The 18653-nt window shown below is 70.8% G+C and carries 19 protein-coding genes; 14 read left to right on the top strand and 5 right to left on the bottom strand.

The genetic code is table 11. From position 1 onward, the window contains the following. Nucleotides 1-19: 19 nt before the first annotated feature. On the top strand, nt 20-1798 hold the full coding sequence (locus tag ABD213_RS13600) for a DEAD/DEAH box helicase (RefSeq protein ID WP_344329694.1): 1779 nt from the start codon (nt 20-22) through the stop codon (nt 1796-1798). 40 nt (nt 1799-1838) lie between these two features. Then, nucleotides 1839-3014, top strand: a complete 1176-nt coding sequence (gene manA / locus ABD213_RS13595) for a mannose-6-phosphate isomerase, class I (protein ID WP_344329692.1) — start codon at nt 1839-1841, stop codon at nt 3012-3014. A 17-nt stretch (nt 3015-3031) separates the two neighbouring features. Here manA and ABD213_RS13590 read toward each other — a convergent pair whose 3' ends face one another. After that, entirely contained in the window at nt 3032-4096 is a 1065-nt protein-coding gene (locus ABD213_RS13590; protein WP_344329690.1) for a mannose-1-phosphate guanylyltransferase, read from the bottom strand. A gap of 116 nt (nt 4097-4212) precedes the next feature. On the opposite strand from ABD213_RS13590, the gene ABD213_RS13585 reads away from it, so the two are divergent. From ABD213_RS13585 to ABD213_RS13570, 4 genes are all read left to right on the top strand, one after another. Further along, nucleotides 4213-5139, top strand: coding sequence for an asparaginase (locus ABD213_RS13585; RefSeq protein WP_344329688.1), 927 nt, complete (start codon nt 4213-4215; stop codon nt 5137-5139). Nucleotides 5140-5224: 85 nt separating this feature from the next. Continuing rightward, nucleotides 5225-5638: a helix-turn-helix domain-containing protein gene (locus ABD213_RS13580; RefSeq protein ID WP_344329684.1), complete on the top strand. Its 414-nt coding sequence runs from the start codon at nt 5225-5227 to the stop codon at nt 5636-5638. Then, nucleotides 5635-6393, top strand: coding sequence for a hypothetical protein (locus ABD213_RS13575; RefSeq protein ID WP_344329681.1), 759 nt, complete (start codon nt 5635-5637; stop codon nt 6391-6393). The genes ABD213_RS13580 and ABD213_RS13575 overlap by 4 nt, the downstream gene beginning before the upstream one ends. An 84-nt stretch (nt 6394-6477) precedes the next feature. After that, nucleotides 6478-6741: a DUF2516 family protein gene (locus ABD213_RS13570; protein WP_344329679.1), complete on the top strand. Its 264-nt coding sequence runs from the start codon at nt 6478-6480 to the stop codon at nt 6739-6741. Between the two features lie 14 nt (nt 6742-6755). Here ABD213_RS13570 and ABD213_RS13565 read toward each other — a convergent pair whose 3' ends face one another. Beyond that, on the bottom strand, nt 6756-7076 hold the full coding sequence (locus ABD213_RS13565; RefSeq protein WP_344329675.1) for a hypothetical protein: 321 nt from the start codon (nt 7074-7076) through the stop codon (nt 6756-6758). Nucleotides 7077-7155: 79 nt separating this feature from the next. Between ABD213_RS13565 and ABD213_RS13560 the strand changes: the two genes are divergently transcribed. From ABD213_RS13560 to ABD213_RS13545, 4 genes are all read left to right on the top strand, one after another. Continuing rightward, the gene (locus ABD213_RS13560) at nt 7156-8187 is read left to right on the top strand and encodes an alpha-ketoglutarate-dependent dioxygenase AlkB (protein ID WP_344329670.1); all 1032 of its coding nucleotides are present in this window, start codon (nt 7156-7158) and stop codon (nt 8185-8187) included. Nucleotides 8188-8224: 37 nt separating this feature from the next. Further along, the gene (locus ABD213_RS13555) at nt 8225-8566 is read left to right on the top strand and encodes a DUF2200 domain-containing protein (protein ID WP_344329667.1); all 342 of its coding nucleotides are present in this window, start codon (nt 8225-8227) and stop codon (nt 8564-8566) included. A gap of 70 nt (nt 8567-8636) precedes the next feature. Further along, the gene (locus tag ABD213_RS13550) at nt 8637-9377 is read left to right on the top strand and encodes a YqjF family protein (RefSeq protein WP_344329663.1); all 741 of its coding nucleotides are present in this window, start codon (nt 8637-8639) and stop codon (nt 9375-9377) included. Then, nucleotides 9377-9781 carry a hypothetical protein gene (locus tag ABD213_RS13545; RefSeq protein WP_344329659.1) on the top strand — a complete coding sequence of 135 codons (405 nt, stop codon included), beginning with the start codon at nt 9377-9379 and terminating at the stop codon, nt 9779-9781. The genes ABD213_RS13550 and ABD213_RS13545 overlap by 1 nt, the downstream gene beginning before the upstream one ends. Before the next feature lie 11 nt (nt 9782-9792). Here the strand turns inward: ABD213_RS13545 and ABD213_RS13540 are convergent, their stop codons facing one another. Continuing rightward, nucleotides 9793-10185, bottom strand: a complete 393-nt coding sequence (locus ABD213_RS13540) for a rhodanese-like domain-containing protein (protein ID WP_344329656.1) — start codon at nt 10183-10185, stop codon at nt 9793-9795. 125 nt (nt 10186-10310) lie between these two features. Between ABD213_RS13540 and ABD213_RS13535 the strand changes: the two genes are divergently transcribed. After that, nucleotides 10311-11297, top strand: coding sequence for an NAD-dependent epimerase/dehydratase family protein (locus tag ABD213_RS13535; protein ID WP_344329652.1), 987 nt, complete (start codon nt 10311-10313; stop codon nt 11295-11297). A gap of 148 nt (nt 11298-11445) precedes the next feature. Then, nucleotides 11446-12591, top strand: a complete 1146-nt coding sequence (locus tag ABD213_RS13530; RefSeq protein ID WP_344329647.1) for an HNH endonuclease signature motif containing protein — start codon at nt 11446-11448, stop codon at nt 12589-12591. A gap of 76 nt (nt 12592-12667) precedes the next feature. On the opposite strand, the gene typA is transcribed toward ABD213_RS13530, so the two are convergent. Then, complete coding sequence (typA, locus tag ABD213_RS13525) at nt 12668-14536, bottom strand: translational GTPase TypA (RefSeq protein WP_344329645.1); 1869 nt, start codon at nt 14534-14536, stop codon at nt 12668-12670. Nucleotides 14537-14715: 179 nt separating this feature from the next. On the opposite strand from typA, the gene ABD213_RS13520 reads away from it, so the two are divergent. Both ABD213_RS13520 and ABD213_RS13515 read left to right on the top strand, forming a co-directional pair. Then, entirely contained in the window at nt 14716-15186 is a 471-nt protein-coding gene (locus tag ABD213_RS13520; protein WP_344329644.1) for a MarR family winged helix-turn-helix transcriptional regulator, read from the top strand. Further along, nucleotides 15183-16817, top strand: coding sequence for a DHA2 family efflux MFS transporter permease subunit (locus ABD213_RS13515; RefSeq protein WP_344329642.1), 1635 nt, complete (start codon nt 15183-15185; stop codon nt 16815-16817). Before ABD213_RS13520 ends, ABD213_RS13515 begins: the two co-directional genes overlap by 4 nt. A 64-nt stretch (nt 16818-16881) precedes the next feature. Here ABD213_RS13515 and ABD213_RS13510 read toward each other — a convergent pair whose 3' ends face one another. Continuing rightward, nucleotides 16882-18612, bottom strand: a complete 1731-nt coding sequence (locus ABD213_RS13510; protein ID WP_344329640.1) for a BCCT family transporter — start codon at nt 18610-18612, stop codon at nt 16882-16884. Nucleotides 18613-18653 lie beyond the last annotated feature (41 nt).

Raw genomic sequence — 18653 nt, 5'->3', positions numbered from 1 at the left:
GCACAGGAGTGAACCGACCATGACCTCATCCGACGACGCCCCCCACCAGCCGGAGGACACGGCGCAGCCCGAGGGTCCCGACTTCGCCGGTCTCGGCCTGTCCGAGGACATCGTCCGCGTCCTCGGGTCGCTGGGCTACGAGCGCCCCACCCCGATCCAGGCGGCGGCGGTGCCCGTCCTGCTCGAGGGTCGCGACGTCGTCGGACTCGCCCAGACCGGCACCGGGAAGACCGCAGCGTTCGCCCTTCCGATGCTGCAGCGCCTCGACGTCTCACGGCGCTCCACCCAGGCCCTGGTGCTCGCCCCGACGCGTGAGCTCGCGCTGCAGGTCTGCGACGCGCTGACCTCCTACGCAGCCGCCCTCCCGGGCCTCCGGGTGCTTCCCGTCTACGGTGGCCAGGGCTACGGTGCCCAGCTCGCCGGCCTGGAGCGCGGCGCGCACGTCGTCGTCGGCACGCCGGGCCGTGTCATCGACCACCTCGAGCGCGGCAGCCTCGACCTCACCGGTCTCGACGTCCTCGTGCTGGACGAGGCCGACGAGATGCTCGCCATGGGCTTCGCCGAGGACGTCGAGCGGATCCTGCGCGACACGCCCGAGTACAAGCAGGTCGCCCTGTTCTCGGCCACGATGCCGGCGCAGATCCGCCGGCTCGCCAAGCGGTACCTGCACGAGCCGGCGGACATCTCCACCCCGGCCGCGACCACGACCACCTCGACGGTCCGCCAGCGGTGGATCCAGGTCTCCCACCACGCCAAGCTCGACTGCCTGACGCGCGTGCTGGAGGTCGAGTCCGGTGGAGCGATGATCGTGTTCGTCCGGACCAAGCAGGCCACCGAGGAGGTCGCTGCGTCGCTGCGGTCGCGCGGATTCGCTGCCGCGGCCATCAACGGCGACCTCGTGCAGGCCCAGCGTGAACGCACCATCGGCGCCCTGCGCTCCGGCGAGCTCGACCTGCTCGTCGCCACCGACGTCGCCGCGCGAGGGCTGGACGTCGAGCGCATCACCCACGTCGTCAACTACGACATCCCGCACGACACCGAGGCCTACGTCCACCGCATCGGCCGCACCGGTCGCGCGGGCCGCAGCGGCGAGGCCATCTTGTTCGTCACGCCGCGGGAGCGTCGCATGCTCTCGGCGATCGAGAAGACGTCCGGCCGTCCGATCGAGCAGATGCCGGTACCCACGGTCGACGAGGTCAACGCGCGCCGCACCGAACGGTTCGCCACCGCGATCACCGAGGCCATGGGGTCCTCGCAGTTCCACGTCTTCCGCGGCCTGATCGATGAGTACGCCTTCACGCACGACGTCCCGATGATCGACGTCGCCGCGGCACTCGCAGTGATGGGCAACGACGACAAGGAGTTCTTCCTGCGACCGGACCCGCCGCGACGCGAGCGGCGAGAGCGTCCCGAGCGCCAGGGCGGGGGCGGCCGTCCCGATGGCGGTGGTCGGTCGCGGCACTCCTCGGAGGGGATGGCGCCGTACCGCATCGCGGTCGGCAAGCGGCACAAGATCGGTCCGTCGGCCATCGTCGGCGCCCTCGCCAACGAGGGCGGCCTGCGCCGCGCGGACTTCGGCAAGATCACGATCGGTGGAGCCCACTCGGTCGTCGAGCTGCCCGCCGACCTGCCGCAGAGCGTGTTCGACGCCCTGCGCGACACGCGGATCTCCGGTCGTCGCATCGACCTGCAGCCCGACGACGGACCCCCCGCTGCGCACCGCAAGGGTGGCAGGCCCCATGCGAAGCCGAGTGGCAAGGGCGCACCTCAGCGCGCGGCCCGCAAGCCACGCCACTAGCTCCCAAGGCGTCGTAGGCTGACGCCGTGGAGAGCACCGCATGAGGCGCCTGCAGAACCCTCGCCGCAGCTACGACTGGGGATCGCTCCTGGCGATCCCGCGCTTCCTCGGCGAACCGATCTCCGCCGACTCCGTCGCCGAGATCTGGATGGGCACCCACCCGATCGCTCCGTCGCGCGTGGACGACGACAGCACGCTGCGCGAGCTGGTCGGCGACCTGCCCTTCATGCTGAAGATCCTCGCCGCCGACCGGCCCCTGTCGCTGCAGGTCCATCCGGACGCCAAGCTCGCCGAGGTGGGGTACGCCGAGGAGGAGCGCGCGGGCGTGCCGCTCGATGCTCCGCACCGCGTCTTCAAGGACCCCCGACCCAAGCCGGAGATGGTGCTCGCCCTGACCACCTTCGACACGCTCGTCGGCTTCCGGCCCACTGCCGAGATCCTGCGCATCCTCGGCGCGCTGCCGACGGACCTGACGCGCTCGCTCGCCGAGCAGCTCCGCGCGAGGCCGGGCTTCGCGGGCATCGTCGCCCTCGTCGAGCGGCTCGTCACCGACCCGCCCGCCGCCGAGCAGGTCGCGGAGGTCGTGCGCTGGTGCATCGTCGGGCTCGACCAGCGGCTCGACGTGAAGCGCGCCTACCAGACCGCCGTGGAGGTCAACGAGCACCATCGCGGGGACGTCGGCGTCATCGTCTCCCTGCTGCTGAACCGCCTCACCCTGCAACCGGGGGAGGCGGCCTACCTCGCGACGGGCATCATCCACGCCCACCTGCGAGGGATGTGCCTGGAGGTGATGGTCTCCTCCGACAACGTCCTGCGGGCCGGCCTGACGAGCAAGCACCTCGATCCGCAGGGCCTCATCCGGTGCCTGTCGGAGGGCATGTCCAAGGTGGCACGGGTCGAGCCGGTCCAGTTCGGGGAGTCGACCGACCTGTTCGTCCCCGGTCTTCGGGAGTTCGCGCTGGCGATGACGCAGGTCTCGGCCGCCGAGACCGACGGCGTCGTCCTGCCCGACGAGGGGCGTCGCATCCTCGTGTGCACCGGGGGCGAGGTCGAGCTGGTGAACGACGACGGCGAGCGCGTACTGCTGCACCGCGGCGACGCGGTCTTCGCCGACGCGGGTGACGGCACGATCCGCGCCGTCGGGACCGGCGAGGTGGCGCAGGCCTACACGCCCACGGCGGCGGACCGCGCGACCCCGCTCGTCCCGCTCGTCTGAGCGAGACGCGATGTCCCTCAGAGCAGGTCGGGCCGGCCGCGCTCGACCCAGGCGGCCGGTGCCTTCTTGACGTCCTGCGCGTCCTCGATCGAGGTGACGAGCACCGCGTCGGCGGTGTGCACCACGACGACGTCGCGCAGCCCGACCACGGTGATCGCGGTGCCCTCGGTGCTGACCGCGAAGCCGTCGGCGTCGATCCACACGGAGTCGTCGTCGGGCTCCCGGAGGCCGGCCAGGGCGGCGAAGTCGCCGACGTCGTCCCAGTCGAACGTGCCGGGCACGACGGCGATGCCACCCTGCAGCGAGACCGGCTCGGCGACGGCGTGGTCGATGGCGATCCTGGTCAGCGTCGGCCAGGTCTCGCGCAGCACCTGCTCCCGCTCGTCCGCCGGCGCGGCCGCGATCCGGCGCAGGCCGTCGTGGAGGGAGGGCTGCAGGAGGGCGAGATGGTCGAGCAGGACGTCGGCGCGGGTCACGAACATGCCGGCGTTCCAGCTGAAGGACCCGTCCTCGACGTACTCGCGGGCCGTCACCTCGTCGGGCTTCTCGACGAACCTCAGCACGCTGCGGGCGTCGGGGGCCTCGGGCACGCCGAGGCCCTCGCCGGCCTGGACGTAGCCGAACGCGGTCGAGGCCGACCGGGGCGTGATGCCGATCGTCACGACCTTGCCGGTCCGCGCGGCGCCGACGGCCTGGCGCACGCTGGCGCCGAACGCCCGCTCGTCGGCGATCACGTGGTCCGCGGCGAAGGAGGCGACGACCGCGTCCGGGTGCTGCTCGGCGACGACGGCGGTTGCGAGACCGATCGCGGGCATGGAGTCCCGTGGGGACGGCTCGACGTGCAGGTGCCGCAGCTGTGGCAGCTGGTCGGCGACGGCTGCGGCATGGGCCGGGCCGGTGACGACGTGGACCCGTTCGCCGGGGACGAGGGCCGCGAGGCGGTCCCACGTCTGCTGGAGCAGGGTGCGGCCCGAGCCCGTCAGGTCGAGCAGGAACTTCGGGTGGGACGCGCGCGACAGCGGCCACAGCCGGGTCCCGGCTCCACCGGCGGGGATCACGACGTGCAGGTCGTCCAGGTCCATCGAGGATCCTTCAGGTCGGCGTCCGGGCTTCCCCGGATCCTAGTCGCGCTCGACCGGAGCCGCGGCGATCCGCGGCTCGCTGCCGACGCGTCGACGACGGTCCTAGGGTGGGCGTCATGGACGTCGTGGTGGAGGTCGTGCGGTCCGGTCTGGTGGAGAGCGAGCACCGGGGGAGCGCGGTGCTCGTCGATCCCGGGGGCCGGCCGCTCTGGACGATCGGCGACCCGTCGCGGGTGATCTTCCCGCGGTCGGCGAACAAGCCGTTCCAGGCCGTGGGGATGGTGCGCGCCGGACTTCCGCTCGAGAGCCGGCTGCTCGCGCTGGCGGCCGCGAGCCACTCGGCCGAACCGGTGCACCTGGCCGGCGTCCGCGAGATCCTGGCTGGCGTCGGTCTGGACGAGAGCGCTCTGCAGACTCCGGCCTCGTACCCGCTGGACCCGCACGAGCACGCCGCCGTGATCCGCGCCGGAGAGGGCCGAGCGCCCATCCGCATGGACTGCTCCGGCAAGCATGCCGCGATGCTCGCCACGTGCGTGCATCGCGGCTGGGACGTCACCTCCTACCTCCGAGCGGACCACCCGCTGCAGGTGCAGGTGCGCGAGACGTTCGCCGAGCTCGTCGGCGAACCGGTGGTGACGGGCGTCGACGGATGCGGTGCACCGCTGTTCTCGGCGCGGCTGACCGATCTCGCCCGCGCAGTGGCACGCTTGACGTCCGCTGCCGCGGGCAGTGCCGAGCGTCGGGTCGTCGAGGCGATGGTGGCCCACCCCGAGCTCGTCAGCGGCACGCGCCGTGACGACCTCGCGCTCGCGCGTGCGGTCCCCGGCAGCCTCGTGAAGTCCGGGGCCGAGGGCGTCCTCGTGGTGGGTCTGCCGGACGGTCGAGCCCTCGGAGTCAAGGTCGACGACGGTTCCGAGCGAGCGCTCTTCGTCGTCGCCCGCAGGGCGCTCGAGCTGGCCGGCCTCGACGACCCGTGGCTGCACGAGCGGCCGGCCGTCCTGGGCGGCGGGGAGCGCGTGGGCGAGATCCGCCCGGCGTTCTGACGCCGGCGGACGCATCGGCGGGATGTGAGCGACCTCGCATGCTCGCCTGCTTGCAGATGCTTGCAAGAGCAAGCATGATGGAGACATGGCCAAGCTGAACGTCCAGGACACCATGGGGAACCTCGGTGACTACCTGCGCGAGCAGCGACGCCAGGCGCAGATGTCCTTGCGACAGCTGGCCGAGGTCTCGGAGGTCTCCAACCCCTACCTCAGCCAGATCGAGCGAGGCGTGCGTCGTCCCTCGGCAGAGGTCCTCGGGCAGATCGCCCGGGCATTGCGCATCTCCGCCGAGTCGCTCTACGTCAGGGCCGGGATCCTCGACATCGACGAGACCGGCACCCGGATGGTCGAGGATGCGATTGCTCTCGACACTCGCCTGACCGAGCGGCAGAAGACCGCTCTGCTGGACATCTACCGCTCGTTCGTCGGTCCCGAGCACGTGGCGGACGACCAGCTCGCCACCACGGTCACCGAAGCCAACCAGGAGGAGAACTCATGAGCATCACCGATCAGATCAACGCCCAGGTCAAGTCCCTGGTCGACGAGGTCAAGAACCTCGCCGACACCCTCAAGGGCCTCGACGTCGACGAGCTGCGCACGCAGGCCAACGACGCCGTCGCCACCTCGAGCACCGTCGCCAAGGCCCGCTACGAGGAGCTCATCGCCAAGGGCGAGGAGCTCGTCGCCGAGGCTCGCTCCCTGCGGCTCGAGGACGTCCAGAAGCGCGCCGAGAAGTTCGTCGAGAGCCTGCGCAAGGACGCCTCCAAGAACATCAAGGACGTCCGCAAGGCCGCGGAGGAGACCGCCGCCGACGTCCAGAAGCGTGCCGAGGACATCGTGTCCGAGGCGCAGGCGACCGTGTCCAAGGTGACCGGCCGCGGTACCTCGAAGGCTTCCTCGGCCGCCAAGAGCGCCCCGGCCAAGACCAGCGCCGCTGCGCGCTCCGTCGCCGACTCGGCGTCGAAGACCGCCGACACCGCGGCCAAGAAGGCCCCGGCGAAGAAGAGCACCGCCAAGAAGTCCAGCTCCTCGACCGCGGCCAAGAAGAGCCCGACGAAGAAGAGCACCGCCACCAAGAGCACCGCCAAGAAGAGCACGGCCAAGAAGAGCGCCTCGTCCTCGAGCAGCGCGTCGACGGCCAAGAAGAGCCCGGCGAAGAAGACCACCGCCAAGAAGTCCAGCTCCTCGACCGCGGCCAAGACGACCACCGCCACGAAGGCGCCGGCCAAGAAGAGCACGTCCTCCGGATCCTGATCCCCGCGACCAGCGCCGGACCGCAGGGCCCCTCCCGCTCGGGAGGGGCCCTGCGGCGTGCTGGGCGACCGGTAGCCTTGCCGCGTGCTCGAGATCCAGTCCGCCCTGTCCCTGGCCATCACCGTCGGGCTGTTCGTCGTCAAGGTCTTCGCGCTGATCGACTGCGTCCGTCGGCCGCGGATCGACTTCGAGATCCGTCAGACGCTGGAGAAGAACGCCTGGCTGGTCATCCTGGGGCTCACGGTCGCCGCGCACCTCATCTTCTGGTCCCCGCTCGGCCTGCTCAACCTCATCGGCACCGTCGCCGCCCTGGTCTACCTGGCGCAGCTGCGCAGCCCCGCTGCCTGAGCCCCCGGGAGGGTTCAGAGCGCCTCGCGCAGCCCTGTCTCCAGCGGGTCGACAGGGTCGAGCCGGCCCGGGTGCAGCCAGCGCGTCACGATGACGCGCAGGGTGCTGAGCGTGTCGTCGGAGCGTGACTCCGCCGGCTGCAGGGCGTGCAGGCTGTGCACGAGAGTCGCGAGCCACCGCCCGCAGTCGGCCGGGTCCAGCTCACGGTCGGCCATGCCGTCGGCCATCGCCGCGGCGACCCGCGCGGTGAGCTCCTCGGCCAGGTCCGCCGAGAGCGGCTCCGGCGAGCAGGCCAGGTCGTCCAGTCGGTCCAGCAGACGGTCCCAGGGGCTCACGACGAGGAGTCTCCCACGCCGGCGTCGTCCGGTTCCTCCGGTGGGTCCTCGCGGGCCCGGATCTGGGTGGGGTCGATCCATGGATCACGTGATCGACGTCCAGGGTCTGGTGAAGCGCTTCGGTGCCACCACCGCGCTCGACGGGCTCGACCTGGAGGTCCGGACCGGTGAGGTGCACGGGTTCCTCGGCCCGAACGGATCGGGCAAGTCCACGACCATCAGCATCCTCCTCGGTCTCATGCGCGCCGACGGTGGTCGCGCGAGGCTGTTCGGTGAGGACCCCTGGCGCGACGCCGTCCGATGCTCGCGACCGTCCCGGTGGAGCCGGTCGCGGTCGTGCCCGTCGCGTCCCTGCTGGCCGTCGCCGCCGGACTCGTCGCAGCCGCGGCGTGGCGGTTCGAGCGACGCGACCTCGCCACGACCTGATGCGATAGAACATGCGTTCGACATCGCGTACGATCGGGACATGTACTTCCAGGGCTCGCTGCTCGACGGTGGTGCCGGCGCCACCGTCGGTCCGCTCGATCGCGGGTTGCAGCGGCGCGAGCTCGCCGGCGGCGCCTGGGTCGACGTGCGGCCCGGATGGGTCGGCGGGGCCGATGGGCTGTTCCTGAGGCTCCAGACCGAGCTGCCGTGGCGGGCCGAGCGGCGCGAGATGTACGACAGCACGGTCGACGTCCCGCGCCTGCTGTGCTCGTACGGCGTCCGCGACCCGTTGCCGGACCCTGTCCTCCAGGTCGCCCGGGACGCCCTCGACGACCACTACGGACCCGACCTCGGGGAGCCCTTCGTCACCGCCGGGCTGTGCCTGTACCGCGACGGTCGCGACAGCGTCGCCTGGCACGGGGACCGCATCGGCCGGGGTCGCAGCCAGGACACGATGGTCGCGATCGTCTCGCTCGGCGCTCCACGCCGGCTGAGCCTGCGTCCGCGTCCGGGCGGCCCGGCCGACGTGCCGGGGGAGCGGTCCATCGGTTTCGTCGTCGGTCATGGCGACCTCCTCGTCATGGGCGGCTCGTGCCAGCGCACGTGGGACCACGCCGTCCTCAAGACCACCAAGCCCGTGGGTCCACGCATCAGCGTGCAGTTCCGGCCGGCGGGGGTGCTGTGAGGCCTGCGACCCCCGTTCCGCGCGTAGGCTCGGTGAGGTGAGCAGGATCTTCACGATGCCGGTCGCATCGGTCTACCCCCTCTACGTCGCCAAGCTCGAGCGCAAGGGGCGGACGCGCGAGGAGCTCGACGAGGTCATCGCCTGGCTCACCGGCTTCGACGACGCCGAGATCGCCCAGCACCTGGAGTCCGAGGCGACGTTCGAGGAGTTCTTCGCCGCCGCGCGTCTCAACCCGGCCGTCTCGCAGATCACCGGCGTCGTCTGCGGGGTGCGGGTCGAGGACGTCGAGGACCCGCTCATGCAGCGGATCCGCTACCTCGACAAGCTCGTCGACGAGCTCGCCCGCGGCAAGGCGATGGAGAAGGTCCTGCGGTCCTGACGCTGGATCCGCGGGTGTGATCTGCGCCGGATGCCCTGCGCGGCGACGGCCTCGGTTCGACCATGGACTCGTGAGCACGTCGCTGGATCCCCACGGACCGCCCCTGGTGGGTCCGCGGCTCATGCGGCAGACGTGGTCGGACCTGACCTTCCTGCACTGGGCGGTCGAGCCCGAGCGCGTGGCGCCGCTGCTACCACGAGGTGTGCGACCCGACGTCCACGACGGCGCGACCTACGTCGGGCTGATCCCGTTCGCGATGCGCCGGGCCGGGTTCGGGCGCGGTCCCGCGATCCCGTTCGTCGGCGACTTCCTCGAGACGAACGTGCGCCTGTACTCCGTCGACGACGAGGGCCGCCACGGCGTCGTCTTCCGGTCGTTGGAGTCCGACCGCCTGGCCGTGAGCCTCGGCGCACGCCTCGCGTTCGCGACGCCCTACACGTGGGCGCGGATGTCGATGCGTCACGACGGCGACGTCTGGGACTACGCGACGCGCCGCCGCTGGCCGTCGCCTCGCGGTGCCGGGGGCCGGATCGTCGTGCGCAAGGGTGCGCCGCTCGCCGAGCCCGACGACCTCTCGGTCTTCCTCACCGCCCGGTTCGGCCTGCACACCCGCCACCTCGGCCGCACCTGGTGGGTGCCGAACACGCACGTACCGTGGGGTCTGAACGCCGGTGAGCTCCTGCACCTCGAGGACGACCTCGTCGCGGCAGCCGGCCTGCCGGGCGTCGTCGACGAGCCACCCGTCTCGGTCCTCGTCGCCGATCCGGTCCACACGACCTTCGGTCTCCCGACGCTCCTCGGGGGTGCGTGATGGGGCCTGAGCAGGCACTGCTGGTCGTCACGGCAGCCCACCTCGGGTTCCAGCTGACCGTCTCGGCCGTTGTGTACCCGGCGCTGGCCGACGTCGCCGACGACCTCTGGCCGCGAGCACACGCCGCGCACTCGCGAAGGATCGCAGCGCTCGTGGTGCTCGTCTACGGCGCGCTGCTGCTGGTGCTCGGGTGGGCGCTGGTCGTCCTGCCGCTCGGCACGGGGCTGGTGCTCGCGGTCTGCGGCAGTGGATCGTCGCTGCTGACGACGGTCGCGGTCGCGGCTCCGACGCACGGCCGGCTCGGCGGGGGACGGACCCCGGAGCTCGTCCGGCGTCTCCTGCGGGCCGACAGGGTCCGCACCGTCGGAGCGACGGTGGCGCTCGTCGGCGCGCTCCTCGTGTGAGGGAGGAGAGCTCAGGGCTGCCCGGCGACGATGGCGAGCCCGGTGGCGTCCGAGGCCTGCTGGAGGCCGCCGGCATCCGTGAGGTCGGTGAACCCGAGTCCCTCCATGCGCTCCACGGCGTCGGCCGAACGGATCCCGCTGCGGCAGTAGACGACGACCTGGGCGTCGGTGTCGAGCTGCGTGACCCTCTCGTCGAAGTCGTCGGCGCTCACGTCGATGTTCTGCGCGCCCGCCAGGTGCCCCTCGACGAACTCCTCGGGCGTGCGGACGTCGAGGATCACGGTCTCGTCGGTGACGTCGACGGACTCCCCCGAGCACGCCGTGAGTGCCCCGACGGCCACGAGCGTGGCGAGGACGAGGACCACGGGTCGACGAAGGACGGGACGGGGCGAACGGTTCGGCACGGTCAGGCTCCTCGGGACGTCGTCTCGACGGGTCGGGCACCAGCCTAGGCAACCGCACCACGAGCGGACCGGTGGACACCTAGACTGCGGGCGTCGTCGGCGAGGCCGGCAGGAGGAGGGGCGCCGTGGGCGGCTACGTGGTGACCGGGGCAGCAGGGTTCATCGGACGGACGCTCGTGGCGCGCCTGCGGGCTGCGGGGCACGACGTCCGGGGAGTCGACGTCCGCGCCGACGTCGCCCTCGGGGTCGAGGCCGGCGACATCACCGACCCGGGGTCGTGGGCGCACCTGATCCGCAGCGGTGACGTCGTCGTGCACACCGCAGCACTCGTCTCCAACCTGCCGACGCTGGAGGAGGCGTGGCGGGTCAACACCCTCGGCACGCGTCGGGTGATCGAGGCGGCGATGGCGGCAGGGGCGTCGAGGGTGGTCTACCTGTCGTCCGTGCGCGCCTTCTCCGACACGGGCTTTCCCGACGGGGTCAGCGAGGACCACCCGGTCCGCCCCGACGGGAACCCGTACGTCGACACCCGGATCGCGGCGGAGCAGGTGACGCTCGCTGCGCACGCGTCGGGACAGATGGAGACCGTCGTCGTCCGCCCGGGCGACGTCTACGGTCCCGGGTCGCGGCCGTGGACCGTGCTTCCGGTGCAGATGATGCAGGCGCGGCAGTTCCTCCTGCCCGCGTTCGGGCGCGGTGTCTTCAGCCCGGTGTACGTCGACGACCTCGTCGAGGGTCTCGTGCTCGCCGCGGACCGTCCGGAGGCGGCTGGCCAGGTATTCACGCTCGCGGGCGGTGTCGGGGTCTCGTGTCGGGAGTTCTTCGGTCACTACCAGCGGATGGTGGGGCGTCGAGCGGTGCTGCTGCCGACGTGGGTCGCACTCGGTCTCGCCTGGGCCAAGAGCGTCCTGGTCCGCGTCCGCGGGCTCGACGACGAGACCAACACGACCGCCGTGCGCTACCTGTGCCGTACCGGCACGTACTCCATCGAGAAGGCCCGCCGGATGCTCGGCTACGAACCGCAGGTGGGGCTCGAGGAGGGGATGCGGCGGACCGCAGAGTGGCTGCGTGAGGAGGAGCTGGTGTGTCGACCACCGGGGACCTGCACGTGAGCGACGCCGAGATCCACGTGTGGGCGGCTGACCCCTCGAGCGCTCCCGACACGTAGTCAGTGCGGTCCCACAGGGCCGTCATCGCTGCCTCATTCAACCCCGCCAGCGCGCTCAGTGGGCTGTCGGTGGTCGCACGTATGTTTGATTCATGGAGATCGGGGAAAGCACGAGCGACGAGGCCATGGTCTCCGCGACTCGTGCTGTGGCGCGGGCCGAGGCGGCTCAATTCTCGGCGATGCTCGCGTTCCGCGACGCCGAAGAGGCGCGCATCAGTCGGCTCGACGGCTCGATGCGTCAGCTCGTGGAGCGGTCGGCGATCCCGATGTCGATCGGGCAGGCGATGGGCCTGTCGGAAAATCAGGTCTGGTCCCGCCTCGCGACCGCGGACCGGATGGTCGCCCACGCACCTGCCTGCTGGGCCGCGTTCACCGAGGGCCTGATCGACGCCGCCCGCGTCCGGGAGATCTCTGCGGGGCTGGACCGGCTCGAGCGGGAGTCCTCGTGGGCGCTGCTCGACTCCAAGGCCCTCGCCTACGCCACCACCCACACCACCGCTGAGCTCCGCTCGTGGATCAAGCGATTCGTCACCCGCATCGAGCCCGACGAGGCCCTCGATCGGGCCGAGAAGGCCCGCGAGCAGCGGCACGTGTCCCTGCACCACCTCGAGGACGGCATGTCCTGGCTCTCGGCCTACCTGCCGTCCCACCAGGCAGCCGCGGTGATGAAGCGCCTCGACCGCGCAGCCCGCCAGCCTGTCAACGATTCCGACGACCGGACGCTGCCGCAGCGCACCGCCGACCTGTACGTCTCCTGGCTCACCCACGGCCAGACCACCGACCTCCCGACCGTGACCGGTGACGTCGCCGTCACCATCGAGGCCGACGTCCTCACCGGACTCACCGACGGACACGCCGAGTCCAGTGATGGCGAATGGTCCGTCCCCGCCTCGTGGATCCTGACCGACGTCGACGCAGATGACACCTTCTGGCACCGCATCATCACCGACCCGGTGAGCGACAACATCCTGGCTCACGACTACGTCGGACGCTTCGCCCCCGAGACCCTCGCCAAGGCCATCAGATTCAGAGACGCCGTCTGCCGAGCACCCGGATGCCGGGTACCTGCCGAACGGTGCGACCTCGACCACCGAGAACCCTGGCCCACCGGGGCGACCAACGGATCGAACATGTGGGCACTGTGCAGGAGACACCACTCCATGAAGGGCCACGACGTCCTGCGATGGATCCTGCCCACTGGACGCGAGGTCCCCATCGAAGCCGCCCTCACCGGCTGATCCTCATCTACCCCTGCACTCGCGCAGACGTCGACACCGAGGGATGTTCGGTTGAGCGGGCCGTTCCTGCGGGCGATCAGCGACGCTGCTTGGCGGCCCGCATGCGCTCGGAGGCGTTGAGGATGACCTTGCGGATCCGCACGTGGTTCGGGGTCACCTCGACGCACTCGTCCTCGCGGCAGAACTCCAGGCACTGCTCGAGCGAGAGCTTCTTCGGGGGGATGACCTTCTCGAAGTTGTCCGACGTCGCCGAGCGGATGTTGGTCTGCTTCTTCTCCTTGGTGATGTTGACGTCCATGTCGTCGTCACGGGAGTTCTCGCCGACGATCATGCCCTCGTAGACCTCGGTGGAGGGCTCGACGAACAGCACGCCGCGCTCCTGCAGGTTGGTCATCGCGAACGACGTGACGGCACCGGAGCGGTCGGCCACGAGAGAGCCTGACGGGCGGGTCGAGATCTCGCCGAACCACGGCTCGTAGCCCTCGGAGATGTGGTGGGCGATGCCGGTGCCGCGCGTGTCGGTGAGGAACTCGGTGCGGAAGCCGATCAGCCCGCGGGCCGGCACCAGGAACTCCATGCGCACCCAGCCGGTGCCGTGGTTGACCATCTGCTCCATGCGACCCTTGCGGACGGCGAGCAGCTGGGTGATGGTGCCGAGGTACTCCTCGGGCGCGTCGATCGTGAGGCGCTCGACGGGCTCGTGGACCTTCCCGTCGATCTCCTTGGTGACCACCTGCGGCTTGCCGACGGTCAGCTCGTACCCCTCGCGGCGCATCTGCTCGACGAGGATGGCCAGGGCCAGCTCGCCACGTCCCTGGACCTCCCACGCGTCGGGGCGGTCGGTGGGCAGGACGCGGATCGAGACGTTGCCGATGAGCTCGGCGTCGAGACGGTCCTTGACCAGGCGCGCCGTCACCTTGGTGCCCTTCTCGCGACCCGCGAGGGGGGACGTGTTCGTGCCGATCGTCATGGAGATCGCCGGCTCGTCGACGTGGATGAGCGGCAGGGCCACCGGGTTCTCCGGGTCGGCGAGGGTCTCGCCGATGTTGATGCTCGCCATGCCCGCGATGGCGACGATGTCGCCCGGGCCGGCGGACTCGCCGGGCTTGCGCTCGAGCGCCTCGGTCACGAGCAGCTCGGTGACCTTGACCCGCTCGACGGACCCGTCGCGCTTCATCCACGCGACCTGCTGGCCCTTCTTGAGGGTGCCCTCCTTGACGCGCACGAGCGCGAGGCGTCCGAGGAAGGGGGACGAGTCGAGGTTCGTGACGTGCGCCTGCAGGGGTGCGCCCTCGGTGTACTCGGGGGCGGGGACCGTGTCGAGGATGGTCTGGAACAGCGGGACGAGGTCCTCGTTGTCGGGCAGGCCGCCGTCGGCCGGCTTCTCCAGCGACGCGCGACCGGCCTTGGCCGAGGCGTAGACGACCGGGAAGTCGAGGGCGTCGTCGCCGGCGTCCTCGGGCAGCAGGTCCATGAACAGCTCGTAGGACTCGTCGACGACCTCGGCGATGCGCGAGTCCGGACGGTCGACCTTGTTGACCACGAGGATGACCGGCATCTTGGCCGCGAGGGCCTTGCGCAGGACGAAGCGCGTCTGGGGCAGCGGTCCCTCGGAGGCGTCGACGAGCAGCACGACGGCGTCGACCATGGACAGGCCGCGCTCGACCTCGCCACCGAAGTCCGCGTGGCCGGGGGTGTCGATGATGTTGATGGTGACGCCGCCCTCGGGAGCACCGGGTCCGGCGTAGCGGACGGCGGTGTTCTTGGCGAGGATCGTGATGCCCTTCTCGCGCTCGAGGTCGCCGGAGTCCATGACCCGGTCGGTGACCTCCTGGTGCTCGGCGTACGCACCCTGCTGCTGCAGCATGGCGTCGACGAGGGTGGTCTTTCCGTGGTCGACGTGGGCGACGATCGCGACGTTGCGCAGATCGGAACGGGTGGGCATGCCAGGATTCCTTGCTTCGAGAGACGGGGCGGCAGCAGGCGGATCGGCCCGGCAGCCTCTCGCAGTGTAGTGCCGCCCGGCGAGATTCCCGACCGCGCGGGGGCGCTCGCGTCCCGATCCGGTGTGACCTTGCGAACAGTTCTTGCCTGCAACAGTTGCACTGGCGTTAGTATCTGGTTGTGGACAGCAACCGAACCAGCCTGCACGAGAGACTGGAGCTCTTCGTCCAGCTGCTCATGAGCCGCGTCCACGCGCAGGGACTCGACCAGCTCGTCGACCTCGACCTGTCCCTGTCCCAGGCGCGCACCCTGTTCGCCGTCGCCCAGCAGGCGCGTCCGCTGCCCATCGCCGAGGTCGCCGCGGCCATCGGCCTCTCGCCGGCAGCGGCGGGCCGCACCGTCGACTCCCTCGTTCGGCTCGGCGCCCTCGAACGTCGGGAGAGCTCGGACGACCGCAGGGTGAAGCTCGTCCAGGTCACCCCTCGCGGGTTCGACTTCGTCGACGCGCAGTTCGAGCACAAGCGACGCGCCCTGCGTGACGTCGCCGACCGCCTCAGTCCCTCCGACGCCGAACGCCTCGACGAGGTGCTCGGCCACATCCTCGCCGGCGACGCGCTGGCCGTGCCCCACCACCAGGAAGAGCAGTCATGACCGACTCCACCCCACCGGCGGCGACCACCGACGTCACCGCCCCCGTCCCCGACGACGACCGCATCACCGCCGACATCCTCAAGGTCGCCGGCGTGGTCGTGCTCGGTGCCATCATGTCGATCCTCGACGTCACGGTCGTGAACGTCGCGCTGCCGACCTTCCAGACCGAGCTCGCCTCGGGCAACGAGCCGCTGGCCTACTCGACCGTCGCCTGGACCGCGACCGCTTACATGCTCGCGCTCGCCGCCGTCATCCCGCTCACCGGCTGGGCCGCGGACCGGTTCGGCACGAAGCGTCTCTACATGACGGCGATCGGCCTGTTCACCCTCGGCTCGGTGCTGTGCGCCGTGGCCTGGAACATCGAGACGCTCATCGCCTTCCGCGTGGTGCAGGGGCTCGGTGGCGGCATGCTGATGCCGCTCGGCATGACGATCATGACCCGCGCCGCCGGCCCGCACCGCATGGGCCGGCTCATGGCGATCCTCGGCATCCCGATGCTGCTCGGCCCGATCATGGGCCCCATCCTCGGAGGCGTCATCATCGACTCCGCATCCTGGCACTGGATCTTCCTGATCAACCTGCCGATCGGTCTCGCGGCGCTCGTCTACGCCGGCCGCGTCCTGCCGCGCGACCACGCCGAGCCCAGCGAGCGGCTCGACGTCCGCGGCATGCTGATGATGTCGCCGGGCCTGGCGCTCCTGCTGTTCGGCGTCTCGAGCATCCCCGAGACCGGCACCGTGGCGGCCGTCCGGGTGCTGGTTCCCGGCATCTGCGGCGTGCTGCTGATCGTCGCGTTCGTGCTCTACTCCTTCCGCCCGGAGCACCCGCTGCTCGACCTCCGCCTGTTCGCGAACCGCAACCTGGCCGTCGCCACGATCACGATGTTCCTGTTCGCGGGGGCGTTCTTCGGTGCCCTGCTGCTCGTGCCCACCTACTTCCAGCAGGTGCGCGGGGAGAGCGTCCTGATGGCCGGCCTCCTCGTCGCGCCGCAGGGGCTCGGCGCGATGCTGACGATGCCGATCGCCGGCACCCTCGTCGACCGGATGCCGGTCGGACGGATCGTGCCGTTCGGACTGTCCGGCATCCTCGTCGGGCTCGGCGGCCTGTCGCTCAGCACCGACCCGTCGACCTCGTACTGGCAGATCTGCGGGTTCCTGTTCGTCATGGGTCTCGGCATGGGTGCCACGATGATGCCCATCTTCACGTCGGCCCTGAAGACGCTGCGCGCACCGGACGTCGCCCGCGGCTCGACGCTCATCAACGTCGTGCAGCAGGTGGCGAGCGCGACCGGCATCGCGACGATCTCGGTCGTGCTCACGAACGCGATGCGCTCCGGGGCGGTCCTGCCCGGCTCCGAGCAGCTGCCTGGCGTCGACGGCGGACTCACCGCCGCCCAGCTCGCAGCCAGCGCCCAGACCAGCCAGGGCGAGCAGCTCGTGGCGGCGCTGCGGGTGCCGGCCGAGGTGCTGCAGCAGGGCGTCGTCGACCTCGCCGACGCCTTCCAGCGCTCGTTCTGGGTCGCGCTCGCCGTCCTCGTGGTCACGATCGTGCCGGTCGCGTTCCTGCCCCGCCGACGCGAGGCCGCGCGCCTCGCCGAGGACGAGGGACGCCCGCCGGTCGTCGTGCACTGAGGAACGAGAGACGCCCCGGTCGACGACCTCTCGGTCGTCGGCCGGGGCGCGCTCGTGGTGGGCGCTAGCCGCGGTCTCCCCAGCGCTTGCCGCCCTTGCCCCTGCCGTTCTTCAGGGCGTGGTCGATCCGCTCGTCGACGGGGTCGGCCAGGTGCTCCTCGAAGTTGTCGACGAGCTCCTCGGCGACCTGCCCGGACAGCTCACGCTGCCACTCGCGCTCGCGGGCTCGTCGCGCCAGGCGCACGATCTCGCGGTGCTCGTGGCTCAGGGCACGGTAGGTCGCAATCGCCATGAGGATCATCACGACGCTGAACGGCACCGCCGTGAGGATCGCTCCCGTCTGCAGGGCCTGCAGACCACCGGCCAGGAGGAGGCCGATGGCGACCGCGCCGGTGAGCACGGCCCACATGATGCGGCTCCAGCGCGGCGGGTCCTGGCGGCCGCCGGAGGCGAGCATGTCGACCACGAGCGAGCCGGAGTCGGCCGAGGTGATGAAGAAGATCGTCACCAGGATGATCGCGATGCCGGCGAGCAGCTCGCTCGCGGGCAACGTGTACAGGAGGTCGAACAGCACGTTCTCGCTCGTGATCGAGCCGTCGTCGTTGAGCAGGTCTGCGTCGCTCATCTGGCGCATGATGGCCGTGCCACCGAGGACGGTGAACCACAGTGCGGTCACGAGGGTGGGCACCAGCAGCACGCCGGCGACGAACTCGCGGATGGTCCGCCCGCGCGAGATGCGGGCGATGAAGACGCCGACGAACGGCGCCCAGCTCATCCACCAGCCCCAGTAGAACGTGGTCCAGAAGCCCTGCCACTCGACGCCCTCCGGCCCCTGGAGGGCGGAGGTGTTGAAGCTCAGCGAGACGATCGACGCCAGGTAGTTGCCGATGTTCTGGACGAAGTCGCGCAGCAGGAACAGCGTCGGACCGAGCGCGAGGACCAGGACCAGGAACACGCCCGCGAGAATGAGGTTGGCGTTCGACAGCCACTTGATGCCGCGCGCGACGCCGGAGACGGCCGAGACGATCACGATCACGGTGATGGCGACGATCACGCCGACGCGCAGGCCGTCCGTCGGCTGGTCGACGACCCCGATGCGTGCGAGACCGGCGGTGATCTGCTGGACGCCGAGCCCGAGGGACGTGGCCACGCCCGCGACGGTGCCGACGACGGCGATGACGTCGACGGCGTCACCGAGCCGGCCCTTGGCCCGTTCGCCGACGAGCGGCTCGATCGTCCAGCGCAGCGAGACCGAACGTCCCTTGCGGTGGATGGCGTAGGCCATGGCGAGTCCGACGACCACGTAGATCGACCAGGCGTGGAAGCCCCAGTGCAGGAAGACCTGCGTCATGGCGCTGTTGGCGAGCTCGGCGCTGTCGCCGGTGGTCCCGGGCTTGGGATCGACGAAGAAGGTCAGCGGCTCGGCCGCGCCCCAGAACACCAGGCCGATGCCCATGCCGGCGGCGAACAGCATCGCGAACCAGGCGGGGAGGCTGAACTCCGGCTTCTCGTCGTCCTTGCCCAGGGTGATGTCGCCGAAGCGGCTCAGCCCCATGATGATCGCGAAGACCACGAACCCGCTCACGAGCAGGACGTAGTACCAGCCGATCCCCGCGATGACCGAGCCCTGTGCCGCGTCGAGGGCGTTCTGGGTGGCCTGCGGAGCGGCGATCGAGACGATGACGACCGCCGCGATGATGACGACGGACGGGACGAACACGGCCGGCGCGATCGTGGAGAAGAAGGGTTTCTTGCCGCCTTCGGTCTCGGCTGGTCGCTCCTGGGTCGTGGACATGACGGGTCCTTCCGAACGGCAAAGGGGGGCGACATGACCAT

This window comes from Aeromicrobium halocynthiae (assembly GCF_039531385.1).
GTDB lineage: Bacteria > Actinomycetota > Actinomycetes > Propionibacteriales > Nocardioidaceae > Aeromicrobium > Aeromicrobium halocynthiae.
This window is presented reverse-complemented; position numbering and strand designations above follow the sequence as displayed.